Origin of the sequence: Vibrio sp. 10N.261.55.F4 (assembly GCF_041470465.1) — a bacterium.
Taxonomy (GTDB): domain Bacteria; phylum Pseudomonadota; class Gammaproteobacteria; order Enterobacterales; family Vibrionaceae; genus Vibrio; species Vibrio crassostreae_C.
In genome coordinates this window covers 34,553-48,264 of record NZ_JBFRMM010000015.1, presented here as the reverse complement: position 1 = coordinate 48,264, position 13,712 = coordinate 34,553, and the positions used below count along the sequence as shown (strand labels likewise).

At 43.8% G+C, this 13,712-nt stretch carries 13 protein-coding genes; 7 read left to right on the top strand and 6 right to left on the bottom strand.

The window, feature by feature from the left end:
- Positions 1-118: 118 nt before the first annotated feature.
- Positions 119-877 carry a Nif3-like dinuclear metal center hexameric protein gene (locus AB4249_RS08565; protein WP_372102836.1) on the bottom strand — a complete coding sequence of 253 codons (759 nt, stop codon included), beginning with the start codon at positions 875-877 and terminating at the stop codon, positions 119-121.
- A 90-nt stretch (positions 878-967) separates the two neighbouring features.
- Here AB4249_RS08565 and AB4249_RS08560 point away from each other — a divergent pair, with 90 nt between their 5' ends.
- Positions 968-1,726, top strand: a complete 759-nt coding sequence (locus AB4249_RS08560; RefSeq protein WP_017061951.1) for a DUF1853 family protein — start codon at positions 968-970, stop codon at positions 1,724-1,726.
- Between the two features lie 122 nt (positions 1,727-1,848).
- Here the strand turns inward: AB4249_RS08560 and pgm are convergent, their stop codons facing one another.
- Entirely contained in the window at positions 1,849-3,495 is a 1,647-nt protein-coding gene (gene pgm, locus AB4249_RS08555) for a phosphoglucomutase (alpha-D-glucose-1,6-bisphosphate-dependent) (RefSeq protein ID WP_017061952.1), read from the bottom strand.
- A 92-nt stretch (positions 3,496-3,587) separates the two neighbouring features.
- Positions 3,588-4,127 (bottom strand): replication initiation negative regulator SeqA, encoded by a 540-nt coding sequence (seqA, locus tag AB4249_RS08550; protein WP_017061953.1) that lies wholly within the window; start codon positions 4,125-4,127, stop codon positions 3,588-3,590.
- 93 nt (positions 4,128-4,220) lie between these two features.
- Here seqA and AB4249_RS08545 point away from each other — a divergent pair, with 93 nt between their 5' ends.
- The 3 genes from AB4249_RS08545 (at position 4,221) to fldA (ending at position 5,901) form a co-directional block, all read left to right on the top strand.
- Positions 4,221-4,982 (top strand): alpha/beta fold hydrolase, encoded by a 762-nt coding sequence (locus AB4249_RS08545; protein ID WP_017061954.1) that lies wholly within the window; start codon positions 4,221-4,223, stop codon positions 4,980-4,982.
- A 108-nt stretch (positions 4,983-5,090) separates the two neighbouring features.
- Positions 5,091-5,309, top strand: a complete 219-nt coding sequence (locus tag AB4249_RS08540; RefSeq protein ID WP_004737900.1) for a DUF2788 domain-containing protein — start codon at positions 5,091-5,093, stop codon at positions 5,307-5,309.
- 58 nt (positions 5,310-5,367) lie between these two features.
- Positions 5,368-5,901, top strand: a complete 534-nt coding sequence (gene fldA, locus AB4249_RS08535) for a flavodoxin FldA (protein WP_010436745.1) — start codon at positions 5,368-5,370, stop codon at positions 5,899-5,901.
- A 96-nt stretch (positions 5,902-5,997) separates the two neighbouring features.
- Here the strand turns inward: fldA and AB4249_RS08530 are convergent, their stop codons facing one another.
- Complete coding sequence (locus AB4249_RS08530) at positions 5,998-6,504, bottom strand: DUF4442 domain-containing protein (RefSeq protein ID WP_017061955.1); 507 nt, start codon at positions 6,502-6,504, stop codon at positions 5,998-6,000.
- A 207-nt stretch (positions 6,505-6,711) separates the two neighbouring features.
- Between AB4249_RS08530 and fcrX the strand changes: the two genes are divergently transcribed.
- Entirely contained in the window at positions 6,712-7,158 is a 447-nt protein-coding gene (fcrX, locus tag AB4249_RS08525) for a ferric iron uptake transcriptional regulator FcrX (RefSeq protein WP_017061956.1), read from the top strand.
- A gap of 162 nt (positions 7,159-7,320) precedes the next feature.
- Here the strand turns inward: fcrX and glnS are convergent, their stop codons facing one another.
- Both glnS and nagE read right to left on the bottom strand, forming a co-directional pair.
- The gene (gene glnS, locus AB4249_RS08520) at positions 7,321-8,988 is read right to left on the bottom strand and encodes a glutamine--tRNA ligase (RefSeq protein ID WP_017063407.1); all 1,668 of its coding nucleotides are present in this window, start codon (positions 8,986-8,988) and stop codon (positions 7,321-7,323) included.
- A gap of 299 nt (positions 8,989-9,287) precedes the next feature.
- Complete coding sequence (gene nagE / locus AB4249_RS08515; protein WP_032545860.1) at positions 9,288-10,838, bottom strand: N-acetylglucosamine-specific PTS transporter subunit IIBC; 1,551 nt, start codon at positions 10,836-10,838, stop codon at positions 9,288-9,290.
- A 475-nt stretch (positions 10,839-11,313) separates the two neighbouring features.
- Between nagE and nagA the strand changes: the two genes are divergently transcribed.
- Positions 11,314-12,450 carry an N-acetylglucosamine-6-phosphate deacetylase gene (gene nagA / locus AB4249_RS08510; protein ID WP_017062193.1) on the top strand — a complete coding sequence of 379 codons (1,137 nt, stop codon included), beginning with the start codon at positions 11,314-11,316 and terminating at the stop codon, positions 12,448-12,450.
- A 2-nt stretch (positions 12,451-12,452) separates the two neighbouring features.
- Positions 12,453-13,667: an ROK family protein gene (locus AB4249_RS08505; protein ID WP_017062194.1), complete on the top strand. Its 1,215-nt coding sequence runs from the start codon at positions 12,453-12,455 to the stop codon at positions 13,665-13,667.
- Positions 13,668-13,712 lie beyond the last annotated feature (45 nt).

Sequence of the window (13,712 nt, the reverse complement as noted above, 5' to 3'; positions counted from 1 at the left end):
CGAGGGACGAATGAGTTGGGGATCTCCTTAAGCGAGCAGATAAACTATACAGGTTACCTGCTCAATTCTAGAGAACGACGCATACACTCGACTCGTACCCCTTATCTCGCATCTGCTCTTAAACTGGGTTATCGATATCGATAAACTCAACATCCAAGCAGTGCTCTTTTGCTAACCACTCACCTAGTGCCTTCACGCCGTAGCGTTCTGTCGCATGGTGACCTGCAGCAAAATAATGAATGTCTTGCTCGCGTGCTGAGTAAGTAGTGCGCTCAGAAATTTCACCAGAAATAAAAGCATCAATGCCTTGAGAAGCCGCTAGCTCAATGTAGTCTTGACCACCACCAGTACACCAACCGACGGTCGTTATCATTTTGTCTTGGTTTTCTGGAGCGATATGCAGTGGTTTACGATTTAGAGCTTGATCGATTTTTGCTGCGAATTCAGTACCTGTCATTGGTGTTTTTAATTTACCAAACATAGCAACCGATTGTGGGTGCCCTTCCAAACCGCCTTCGACTTCTATCTCAAGTAACTCCGCCAGTTTCGCGTTATTACCAAGCTCAGGGTGGATATCAAGCGGCAAGTGATAACCTAAAAGATTGATGTCATTTTTAATCAAGGTACGAATGCGCTTGCCCTTCATGCCACGAATCGCTTCTGACTCGCCTTTCCAGAAAAAGCCGTGATGGACTAACAAAGCGTCTGCGTTCAGTTCTACCGCTTTATCAATCAAGGCTTGAGAAGCCGTAACACCAGTAACGATTCGCTTCACTTCTGTCGCGCCTTCAACTTGAAGACCATTAGGACAGTAATCTTTAATCTGCTGTGGCTGCAGTTTTTCGTTAAGTAGCTTTTCTAATTGTAAGTTAATCATTTTTCTTTCCAGCTTACCTTTATAATAACGTCGTTATATCAATTTACGGGTAGAATGTCGAAAGCCCCACGATGAGTTTATGAGGAAGAGATGACAGCACTGCAACGTTTTTACCAATGGGTCATCGACTCACCGCCATTACTAGAAATCAAGCCACCGGTTTCGGATCTCAGTGCATTCTCTAGCAACCATGCCATCGACTCATCACATACTTATGAGGGTAATCCTAGATTAGGTTTCCTCTACCAATATCTATGCGAGCAAGTGATCGCTGCCTCACCGAATTACTCGATAAAGCACGACGAGATTCAGATCAATGTGGAAGGCAGAACTCTCGGTGCAATCGACTTTATTCTTAAAGAAGAGAGCAGCCAAAAGCTGGAACATTGGGAAGTGGCGATTAAGTTTTATCTGCTCCACGAACAAACATGGTTTGGACCCAACTCTCACGACCAATTGGATAAGAAACTCGACAGGATGCTCAGCCACCAACTCGAAATGTCCTCTTCTGCCGCCTTTGTTGAGCAATATCCAGAAATCGATGTCGACTCAAAACACTTACTGATGCAAGGTCGTCTGTATACCAACCCTTTCTTAGAGCAAAACATACCGACAAAATGCTTGGGCTATGACATTAACCCAAGCCAAGTAAACGGCTTTTGGTGCTATCAAGATCAGGCTCATTTAATCAGTGAACCACTGTATCCACTCACCAAAGAGCAATGGGCAGCAGGGACGGATGATTTCAGCAGTCAGCCTATCACCGAGTTCGGTGATCGCTTCGTCCATGGGCAAACAAAGTCGGGGCAATTCTGGTTTGTGATGCCACAAAGTTGGCCACACGGTTAGTCGTCTGAGCTAACTCAGTTACCTTTTCCCGCTTATACGTAACTAACACAAACAAAAAGGGCTGATGCTTTCACATCAACCCTTCTTCTATTTACGTAGCAACTCTAGTAATCGAGATTCGATTATAGGCCAGCCGCTGCAAATACTTGGTTCACAATCTCTTGAGCTTCTGCTTCGATTGCTTTCAGGTGCTCTTCACCCTTAAAGCTTTCACAGTAGATCTTGTAGATGTCTTCAGTGCCTGATGGACGAGCAGCAAACCAGCCGTTCTCAGTTGTCACTTTCAAGCCACCAATCGCAGCACCGTTACCTGGAGCGTGTGTTAAGCGTGCAGTAATTGCATCACCAGCCAACGTCTCAGCAGAAACCATCTCTGGAGATAGTTTCTTCAGCACGTCTTTCTGTGCACCATTTGCTACCGCTTGAATACGGTTGTACTTAGATTCACCGTGTTTAGCGGCAAGTTCTTCGTAGTATTCTTGTGGGTTCTTACCTGTCACTGCTGTGATCTCAGCCGCAAGCAAGCAAAGAATCAGGCCGTCTTTATCTGTTGACCAAGGCGTACCGTCTTTACGTAGGAAAGAAGCACCTGCGCTCTCTTCGCCACCAAAACCAAACTGGCCGTTGTATAAGCCATCAACGAACCATTTGAAACCAACTGGCACTTCACAAAGTTCGCGACCTAAGTCAGAAACTACGCGATCGATTAATGCACTTGATACTAGTGTCTTACCAACAGCAACGTCTTTACCCCAACCTTCACGGTTACGGTATAGGTAATCAATACAAACCGCTAAGAAGTGGTTTGGATTCATCAAACCTTTAGGTGTCACGATACCGTGGCGATCGTAATCTGGGTCGTTACCAAATGCTAGAGCGTACTCGTCTTTAAGCGCCAGTAAGCCTGCCATTGCGTATGGAGAAGAACAGTCCATACGAACTACGCCATCTTTATCTAGAGACATGAATTGGAATGAAGGGTCAACCGCTTCACTTACCAGAGTAAGATCTAGATTGTACGCTTTACCAATTTGACGCCAGTAATCAATACCGCTGCCACCCAGTGGATCAACACCAATCTTGATGTTTGCTTTCTGGATCGCTTCCATATCCACGACGTTAACCAAATCAGCGACGTATGGCGCGACTAGGTCAACTTCTTTTACTAGCTCAGACTGTTTAGCCTGTGCGATAGGCGTACGCTTAACACCTTGCATTTGCTCAGCAATGATCACGTTCGCACGGTCTTCAATCGCTTGAGTCAGTTCAGCTTCAGCTGGGCCACCGTGTGTCGGGTTGTATTTAATACCGCCGTCTTGAGGTGGGTTATGTGAAGGCGTGATAACAATGCCGTCGGCTTTTTTGTCATTCACTAGGTTGTGCGTAAGAATCGCGTGCGAGATACCAGGTGTTGGAGTAAAGCCGTTGTTTTCTTGAATAATAACTTCAACACCGTTCGCTACAAGCACTTCGATAACCGTAGAGAACGCAGGCTCAGATAGAGCGTGAGTATCTTTACCTAAGAAAAGAGGGCCAGTTGTACCTTGCTCGGCACGAACTTCAGCAACCGCTTGTGCAATTGCTAGAATGTGGTTTTCGTTAAATGTTGATTTGTCTGCTGTACCGCGGTGACCTGAAGTACCGAAAAGTACTTTATGATCTGGGTTCGTAGCATCCGGTTGCTGTAAGAAATAGTTAGCAACTAAAGCCGGGATATTATGAAGATCTTCCTGCTGAGCTTTCTGCCCAGCACGAGGGTGCATAGCCATTTTTCGACATCCTTATATATAAAATTTTAAAACAAAAAAACCTCATAATATCTTCTTATCCATGGATATTATGAGGTTTAAATCAGATTTCGTTAAATTGAACCTGTTACTTTTTCTATCAATTCTGCTTGGAAATTCATGCGGCTCATAAGCTGCTCAACCATCTGTCTTTTTCGGCTTGTATTGTTATTAGTAATAACCCAAAAAGGACTTTGTGGAATAGCTTTAGGCTTAGTCGTGTTGCCGTTTGCTAGCAACGTCGCTTCGTTATCTGCAAAGTAAACGCGCTTACGGCCTTTTACTTGAGTTGCTTCTGAAAAGCTTAAAGGGTCGATTTTATGCAGTGTTGATAACACAAGCATGAAACGATCAATGGCTTTCTTTAGTGATGCAAACTCATCTGATATTAGTAGTGAGCGCATTTCTTTAACGCCATCGAACTTCTCTGGAGTAAAGCCTACCTCTTTGCTAACAACGATACCTTTTGGCTCAACGATCTCTTCGATCGGAGCCATGCCTTGGCTATCAACCTGTAACAAGCGGCGCAGAATATCTGAAGCGCTTTCGCCAATACGTTCTGTCTGACCCGCAATAAAACGGTATAGGTCCTCATCAACCTCAATTGTTTTCATTCGCTTTTCACAATCTCAATGTTTAAACTCTGGGGGATTATAGCGAGATCCGCGCGGATACTCTACGTCAAACCCACCATGAATAAGATAAAAATGTCAGTACAGCTCAACTATAAAATTGAAGGTGAGGGTCACACCATTGTTTTGATCCATGGATTATTCGGTAATCTGGACAACCTTGGCTTGCTCGCTAGGGATCTAAAAGCCGATCATCAGGTACTTAGTATCGATCTCCGCAACCACGGTCAATCCTTCCATAGTGACACTCATAACTATCAAGCGATGGCACAAGACGTGGCTCAACTGCTGCATGATCTTAAGTCAGAAGACGTCACTGTGATTGGTCACTCGATGGGTGGCAAAGTAGCGATGGCACTGACACAACATCTTGCGCTGCATAAATTGATTGTCTTGGATATGGCTCCGGTCGCGTACACTCAGAGTCGCCACGACAACGTATTCGCAGGCCTGCAAGCCGTGATAGAAGAAGAGCCGACTTCACGCTCAGATGCACTCAAGGTTCTCGCAAAACATATCGAGATCGATGGCGTTCGCCAGTTTTTAACCAAATCTTTGTTCAAAACAGAGCAAGGCATCATGGAATGGCGCTTCAATGTTGCTTCGTTATTGAGCAACTACCCACATATTATTGGTTGGGAACCGATCGAGAAAACCTCGGTCAAAACCTTGCTCATTAAAGGTGGGGATTCAGATTACCTCACCGCAGAACATCAAGCAGCCGTTCAGCAGCAATTTTCTAACGCAAAAGCGCATGTCATTGCCAACACAGGTCACTGGCTGCATGCTGAAAAACCAGCAGAAGTACTTAGAGCAATTAGAAAATTCATCGCTTAACTGCGCTTTTTCGTGCAGATAAATGAGAGCTGTGTAATTACTGCAGATTAACTTTATCTCACAACAGTGATATAGTGCGCCCAAGCAAAATTGGTATATAAGGTTCCCATGCTTTACGACTACATGAACATCATCGAATCTGTTGGTTTAGATCTCCTGTTTGCCGCGATTTTCTTTTTAATCGGTATGGCAATTAAGGACGTTCTCAAGCAGGGAAATGTTCCTCCATTTGGTCGTCGCATCGTATGGTTAGTACTTTTCCTTGGCTGTGCGGGTTTTATCGCCAAAGGGATAATCCAACTAAGCTGGGAAGGAACTGGGATCTAACGATTCTCTTCCGAACTTTATTACACCGACAACAGACAAAATGAAAGGTAATGATTCTATGGCAAGTGTAGGTCTCTTCTTTGGTAGCGATACAGGTAACACTGAAGCTGTTGCTAAGATGATTCAAAAGCAATTGAGCAAACAGCTCGTTCACGTTCAAGACATTGCAAAAAGCAGCAAAGAAGATATCGATAACTTCGATCTACTGCTGCTTGGTATCCCTACGTGGTACTACGGCGAAGCACAATGTGATTGGGATGACTTTTTCCCAGAGCTAGAAGCTATTGATTTCTCAACTAAGCTTGTTGCTATCTTTGGTTGTGGCGACCAAGAAGATTACGCAGAATACTTCTGTGATGCTATGGGTACTATCCGTGACATCGTTGAAGCGAAAGGCGGTACTATCCTAGGTCACACATCAACTGAAGGCTACGAATTCGAAGCATCGAAAGGTTTAGTTGAAGGCGATGACAGCCAATTCGTTGGTCTATGTATCGATGAAGACCGTCAACCTGAGCTAACTGATGAGCGCGTATCTAACTGGGTTAAACAAATCCACGAAGAGATGTGCCTAGCAGAGCTAGAAGACTAATTCTCTAGTGGTTGTTAATTGTTACAGTTAATAACCATTATGTAGATATGAAAAAACCTCCTTATAGGAGGTTTTTTGCTATTTAAAATCTATTAATTAGCACTCAGCCTCTAATGCTTCATCATCATCTCTAAATTGCGGCTTCTTTCTTACATAGAGGGTGCGTTGAATTTCTGAAACCACATTACCCTGCTTATCTTTCACGTGAATAATAAATTCGGGGAAGCACTTTTCACCGAGTTGCGTCTGACGATAGATATCGTCAAGCTGCCCTTGCCTTATCTCAAAATCTGCATACAAGTCCGATTGCCCCGGCTTGATGAAGTTAATGCTCGCTTCTTTATCCCAAACATAATATCGTTCACCTAAAATTCCCATTAACATCAATGAGTAAACGGGATCGGTAAGAGAAAAGATACTGCCGCCATATTGAGTACGATTGGCGTTCTTATTCCACCAGCGTAGCTTAAGTACTGTCTTAACAACCCTAAAGTCAGTGCTAATGTGGGCTATTCGAATACCCGCTCCCCAAAAGGGAGGCCAAATATTAAGAGCAAATTTTACAATGTTGGGTTTATATATTTTTGCGAGTTGCTTATTCATAACAACATTCCATGTTCATATCAGAAACACCGTCACCTTGACTGGTCGTACCTCCACTATAAGTGAGATACTTCCAATTTACAAAACAGATTGTGATGTCAGTAAGTAACCCTTTGAAGTTCGTGGTTTATTGTTATGCCTGACTAAACTATAATGGTATTAATATTGAATTCTGTTAATTGCTGCAGATCATCAACAGGAAAGTATATGTCAGACAATAATCAAGCGCTAAAAGATGCAGGTCTTAAAGTGACCCTTCCACGGCTCAAAATTTTAGAAGTATTACAACAGCCAGACTGCCAACATATTAGTGCTGAAGATTTATATAAGAAGCTGATCGACCTAGGTGAAGAAATCGGTCTTGCAACCGTTTATCGAGTACTTAACCAATTCGATGACGCTGGCATTGTAACTCGTCACCACTTCGAAGGCGGCAAGTCTGTATTTGAACTTTCTACACAGCACCACCACGACCACCTTGTATGTTTAGATTGTGGCGAAGTGATCGAATTCTCTGATGACATCATCGAAGAAAGACAGAAAGAGATTGCTCAGCGTTACAACGTGCAACTAACAAACCACAGTTTGTACTTGTACGGCAAAAGCATTAACGGAGATTGCAAAGGCAATCCAGACGCGCATAAAGCGAAGTAGTAATACAGAACGCTGGCTTAGGCCGGCGTTTTTTATATGGTCACTACATAAGACGATTAATCGCAACTTATTCTATAATTGACGACTTTATTCAGATACAAAAAACCGGCTCTAAGCCGGTTTTTTATTAGGGTGCTTATCGAAAGCGAATCACTTTAGCGATTAAGCTTCAGTTTTACCCCATGTGTCACGTAGACCAACCGTGCGGTTGAAGACTAGTGCATCTGCTTTAGAGTCTTTCGAATCCACACAGAAGTAACCTGTACGTTCAAACTGGTACGCTTGCTCTGCCACACCTTCTGCTAAGCTAGGTTCAACAAAACCATTTAGCGTAACAAGAGATTCAGGGTTTAGCGTTGCAGCGAAGTCATCAGCAGCGGCTGGGTTTGGCACTGTGAATAGACGATCGTACAAACGAATCTCAGCAGGCAGTGCTTTATCAGCAGATACCCAGTGGATAACGCCTTTCACTTTGCGGCCATCTGCAGGGTTCTTACCCAATGTTTCATTGTCGTAAGAACAGAAGATAGTCGTAATGTTGCCTTCTGCATCTTTTTCGATACGTTCAGCTTTGATCACGTAAGCACCACGCAGGCGAACTTCTTTACCTAGAACCAAACGCTTGTACTTTTTGTTTGCTTCTTCACGGAAGTCGTCACGCTCAATCCAAACTTCACGTGTAAATGGTACTTCACGAGTGCCCATTTCTGGCTTGTTTGGGTGATTTGCAACCGTTAACGTTTCTACTGTATCTGCTTCGTAGTTTTCGATAACGATCTTAACTGGATCCAGAACAGCCATTGCACGAGGTGCATTTTCGTTCAGATCATCACGGATGCAAGATTCAAGTGAACCGAACTCAATCATGTTCTCTTGCTTAGTTACACCAATACGCTTACAGAATTCACGAATCGAGCTTGAAGTAAAACCACGACGACGTAGGCCAGAAATAGTAGGCATGCGTGGGTCATCCCAACCTTGAACTAGGTTTTCAACCACAAGTTGGTTCAGCTTACGCTTAGACATCACTGTATATTCAAGATTCAGGCGGCTAAACTCGTACTGACGAGGTTGGCAGTCAATCGTGATGTTATCTAGAACCCAATCGTACAAACGACGGTTATCTTGGAATTCAAGCGTACAGATAGAGTGCGTAATACCTTCCAGCGCATCAGAGATACAGTGAGTAAAGTCGTACATTGGGTAAATGCACCACTTGTCAGCCGTTTGATGGTGGTGAGCAAAACGAACACGGTAGATAACAGGATCGCGCATAACCATGAACGAAGAGCTCATGTCGATCTTAGCACGTAGACACGCTTTACCTTCTTCAAAGCCACCGTCACGCATTTTTTCAAACAACGCTAGGTTCTCTTCAGGGCTGCGGTCACGGTATGGGCTCGCTTTACCAGGCTCTTTTAGCGTGCCACGGTACTCACGGATTTGATCAGGACTTAGCTCGTCAACATACGCTAAGCCTTTATTAATTAATTCCACAGCATAAGCGTAAAGCGTATCGAAGTAGTTTGATGAGTAACAAATATCACCAGACCATTCGAAGCCTAACCAGCTTACATCATTCTTAATTGACTCAACGTATTCAACGTCTTCTTTTTCAGGGTTTGTATCATCGAAACGAAGATTACATTGTCCCTGGTAGTCCTGAGCAATACCAAAGTTCAAGCAAATAGATTTAGCGTGACCAATGTGCAGGTAGCCATTTGGCTCCGGCGGGAAACGAGTATGCACGCTACTGTGTGTACCATCCGCTAAATCTTTATCAATAATTTGGCGAATGAAATTCGATGGACGAGCCTCAGCTTCACTCATCTATAGCACCTCTATGTATTTAGTATTGTCAGAGAAAGTTATCTTTCGTCCCCAAGAAAACGGTCGCTTATAGCGCCAGTCAAAGATAGAAAGATCATTGTTGCTAATCATCCACAATTCTTAGCCTTTGCACAATAAGAACCGTCCGTTAATTGCGATTATTTCTGCTATTCGATGAAGAATAGAACGAACCGTGTTCGCTGGTCTTAAACTGCAGGCACAAAAAAGCCTCCCGTGTGGGAGGCTTTCAATTTGACACTTACTTAAGAGTAACTTTACGTCTTAATTAAGTACTTCCCTTACTGTGGAAGTTTTACATCAGATAGGTCTTCGCCTGCACCAATAGCTTTCATTTCGCCAGCTACGATTTCAGCTAGTGGGCCTAGGATAACCTGTAGGTTGTTTTCACCTAGTTTAACCACACCTTTAGCACCAAGTTTCTTAAGAACAACTTCATCTGCAACAGAGCGGTCTTTAAGAGTTAGACGTAGACGAGTGATACAAGCGTCGATTGAAGTTAGGTTGTCGTGACCACCTAGAGCTTTAAGGTATTGACGTGCAAGGTCGCCCTTTGGTGCTTCGCCAGCAGGAGCTGCAACAGCTTCGTCATCATCTTCACGACCTGGCGATTTCAAGTTGAAAGCGCGGATTGCGAAAGAGAAAGTGAAGAAGTATAGAGCACCGAAGCCAAGACCGATTAGTAGTAGTACGAATGGTTTAGTTGCTAGACCCCAGTTCAATACGAAGTCGATAAGACCAGCAGAGAAACCGAAACCGTGCAGAGTACCAAACATGTTAGCAACTACTAGAGACAAACCTGTAAATACAGCGTGCATTGCGTATAGAGCAGGAGCTAGGAATACGAACATGAATTCTAGCGGCTCTGTGATACCTGTTAGGAATGAACAGAATGCAACTGAGAATAGTGCGCCACCAACTTGGCTACGTTTTTCAGCAGGAGCAGCTAGGTACATTGCAAGTGCAGCACCTGGTAGACCGAACATCATTACTGGGAAGAAACCGTTCATGAATACGCCAGCGCCTTTATCGCCGCCGAAGAAACGGTGTAGGTCGCCAGATTTAACTGTTTCAGTTACTTCTTTAACAGTTGCAACAATTTCTGGGTTAACTGAGTTAGCAAATTCAAATGTGTACTCTTGACCAACAACTAAAGTTTTAGCTAGTGCAGGGTCAACACAAAGTTGAGAGAAGCCTTCTGCAGCAACTACGATCTCTTGACAAGAGCCCATACCGAACCAGAAGTACGAGTTCAGTACATGGTGTAGACCTACTGGGATAAGTGCACGGTTAAGAGTACCGTAAACAAATTGACCGATAGCGCCAGACGTTGAAACTGCGTGAGCAAGTGCATCTAGACCAGATTGAACAGCAGGCCATACAACACCAAAGATTGCGCCAGCAACTAGAGCAAATAGACCAGCCATAATAGGAACTAGACGTTTGCCAGAGAAGAATGCTAGCCACTCTGGAAGACGAGTCGCGTGGAATGCATTGTAAGAGTGACCTGCGATGATACCTGCAAAGATACCGCCGAAGAATGACATATTTACACTAGCATCGATGTTTGTTGCGGTTGCTGTCAGAACAAAGTAAGCAACTGCACCAGCAAGACCTGCTGCGCCGTTACCGTCTTTAGAAAGACCAATAGCTATACCCAAACCAAACAATAATGGTAGTTGACTGAAGATTGCGTTACCAGCAGATGCCATGAATGCGATATCGAGTAAGTCTGGTTGACCCAGACGTAGCAGCAATGCCGCAATCGGAAGCGTTGCGATTGGTAGCATTAACGCCTTACCAAGCTTCTGCGCATATCCTAGAATATTCACCAGTTGTTTCCCCCTATAGGATTTTTTAGAATTCGTTTGAGAAACTTATTTTAGTCGCTCAATTTAGTCCTATTCAGTGTATTCAATTAATTTTGCTCCGCAAATTAAAACCTTACCATTTGTGATCCTAATCACCAGTTTTTACCAAATCCAGAGGTTTTTGCTAGCGAGATCATAAAACTTATTTTATCATTCAAAAAAATGAACATTTATGGATAAAATCCAAATCTAATCATTAGGCAAAAAGATGGTAACTCCGGGCTTATAGAGCACCGTGAATAATCATTGTTGATGGACCTAAATGTATAATAAAAATCAATTGTTCATATGTTTTTCAACAACTTAAATCGCTTCTCATTTTGAAGCCGTTTGCCCATAAAAGATAAATCGTTACGTAAATGATGCTCGCAAACTAAGTCCGCATTTAGGTAACGAACGAATTTAAAAGATCTCACGAAATAAGGATTAGCTGACTATGTACGCGCTAAGTAACTGTAAAATTTACACTGGTAGTGATGTTCTAACCGATCATGCTGTTGTAATCGAAAACGAACTGATCAAAAAAGTCTGTCCTATCTCTGAATTGCCAGAAGGAATCGAGCTTCGCGACCTAGACGGAGCAAACCTAAGCCCAGGTTTCATTGACCTACAACTGAATGGTTGTGGCGGTGTAATGCTTAACGATGAGATCACTGCAGAAACCATGCAGATCATGCACAAAGCAAACCTGAAATCTGGCTGTACTAGCTTCCTACCAACGCTTATCACCTCTTCAGACGAAGATATGCGTGCGGTTATTACGGCAGCTCGTGAATACCATAACCAGTACCAAAACCAATCTTTAGGTCTGCACCTTGAAGGCCCTTACCTAAACGTTGCGAAAAAAGGCATCCATAGCGTCGATCACATTCGTAAATCTGACAACGAAATGATTGAGCTTATCTGTGAGAACCGTGACCTTGTTGCAAAAGTAACATTGGCTCCAGAGCTTAACGACCCTGAACACATCGAACGCCTGCACAAAGCTGGCGTTGTCGTTTCTATCGGCCACACCAACGCAACTTACGCAGAAGCGCGTCAAGGTTTCGAATCTGGTATCACGTTCGCCACTCACCTGTTCAATGCAATGACGCCGATGGTTGGTCGTGAGCCTGGCGTTGTTGGCGCGATTTACGATACTCCTGAGGTTTACGCTGGCATTATTGCCGACGGCTTCCACGTTGATTACGCAAACATCAGAATTGCGCATAAAATCAAGGGAGAAAAGTTGGTATTAGTGACGGATGCCACAGCTCCTGCAGGTGCTGACATGGAATACTTTATTTTTGTCGGTAAGAAAGTATATTACCGTGATGGTAAGTGTGTTGATGAAAACGGCACACTGGGCGGCTCAGCTCTGACTATGATTGAAGCAGTTCAGAATACAGTTGAGCACGCTGGTATCGCTTTAGACGAAGCTCTTCGCATGGCTACGCTATACCCAGCTACGGCTATCGGTGTAGAAAGCAAGCTAGGTCGAATCAAAAAAGGCATGGTTGCAAACCTAGCTGTATTTGACCGAGACTTTAACGTTAAAGCGACTGTTGTTAACGGACAATACGAGCACAATTAAGTATGAATGGCGGACAAATAGGTAACGTAGACTTAGTTAAACAACTAAACAGTGCGGCGGTATACCGACTTATAGACCAACAGGGACCTATCAGTCGTATACAAGTGGCTGATGTAAGCCAACTCGCACCGGCAAGTGTTACAAAAATTACCCGCCAACTTTTAGAGCGCGGCCTAATTAAAGAGGTTGCGCAGCAAGCGTCTACTGGCGGTAGACGCGCTATCTCCCTAACCACAGAAGTAGAGCCTTTTCATTCTGTTGCTGTGCGTTTGGGTCGAGACTACATTCAAATAAGCCTGCATGACCTTGGTGGTCGTGAATTGGCTTTCCAACAGCAAGACCTGAATTATTCAGACCAATCAGACCTTACCCAAGGCTTGGTCAATAACCTCAAAGCTTTCATTGCTGAGCATCAACCAAAGATCGATCAACTGATTGCTATTGGTGTCACGCTTCCAGGCTTGGTTAACCCAACGACCGGTGTTGTTGAGTACATGCCGAATACCGACATCGATAACCTCGCATTAAGCGACATTATTCGCGATACATTCCATGTTGCTTGTTTTGTTGGTAACGATGTTCGTGGAATGGCGCTTGCTGAGCACTACTTCGGTGCAAGTAAAGATAGCCAAGATTCTATTTTGGTCAGTGTTCACCGTGGTACAGGTGCAGGTATTATCGTTAATGGTCAGGTTTTCCTAGGTCATAACCGTAATGTGGGTGAAATTGGTCATATCCAAATTGATCCGCTAGGCGAGCAATGCCAATGTGGTAACTTCGGCTGTCTTGAAACAGTAGCGGCAAACCCAGCTATCGTTGAACGCGTGCAGAAGCTGATTAAACAAGGCTATGAGTCTTCTTTAACAGAGCTTGAGCATATTACGATTCAAGACGTTTGTGACCACGCGATTAATGGTGATGAGCTAGCCAAGCAAAGCTTAGTTCGAGTAGGAAACCAGTTAGGTAAGGCTATCGCGATGACGATTAACTTATTTAACCCTCAAAAAGTTATCATTGCTGGTGATATTACCAAGGCACAAGAGATTGTTTTTCCTGCAATTAAGCGCAATGTAGAGAATCAGTCGTTAACGACTTTCCATAGCGGCCTGCCTATTGTAGCATCACAGATCGATAAACATCCTACGATGGGAGCTTTTGCTATGATTAAGCGCGCCATGCTTAACGGCGTGTTACTGCAGAAGCTTCTCGAAGACTAGAGAAAACAATTCTGATTTTCCGCGGGCCGTGTTTGTATAAACACC

Bases quoted from the DNA above. Each gene is read 5' to 3' on its own strand.
- glnS (WP_017063407.1), bottom strand. From the start codon at position 8,988: ATGAGTGAAGCTGAGGCTCGTCCATCGAATTTCATTCGCCAAATTATT.
- seqA (WP_017061953.1), bottom strand. From the start codon at position 4,127: ATGAAAACAATTGAGGTTGATGAGGACCTATACCGTTTTATTGCGGGT.
- fldA (WP_010436745.1), top strand. From the start codon at position 5,368: ATGGCAAGTGTAGGTCTCTTCTTTGGTAGCGATACAGGTAACACTGAA.
- pgm (WP_017061952.1), bottom strand. From the start codon at position 3,495: ATGGCTATGCACCCTCGTGCTGGGCAGAAAGCTCAGCAGGAAGATCTT.
- AB4249_RS08530 (WP_017061955.1), bottom strand. From the start codon at position 6,504: ATGAATAAGCAACTCGCAAAAATATATAAACCCAACATTGTAAAATTT.
- AB4249_RS08560 (WP_017061951.1), top strand. From the start codon at position 968: ATGACAGCACTGCAACGTTTTTACCAATGGGTCATCGACTCACCGCCA.
- AB4249_RS08505 (WP_017062194.1), top strand. From the start codon at position 12,453: ATGAATGGCGGACAAATAGGTAACGTAGACTTAGTTAAACAACTAAAC.
- nagA (WP_017062193.1), top strand. From the start codon at position 11,314: ATGTACGCGCTAAGTAACTGTAAAATTTACACTGGTAGTGATGTTCTA.
- fcrX (WP_017061956.1), top strand. From the start codon at position 6,712: ATGTCAGACAATAATCAAGCGCTAAAAGATGCAGGTCTTAAAGTGACC.
- AB4249_RS08545 (WP_017061954.1), top strand. From the start codon at position 4,221: ATGTCAGTACAGCTCAACTATAAAATTGAAGGTGAGGGTCACACCATT.
- AB4249_RS08540 (WP_004737900.1), top strand. From the start codon at position 5,091: ATGCTTTACGACTACATGAACATCATCGAATCTGTTGGTTTAGATCTC.
- AB4249_RS08565 (WP_372102836.1), bottom strand. From the start codon at position 877: ATGATTAACTTACAATTAGAAAAGCTACTTAACGAAAAACTGCAGCCA.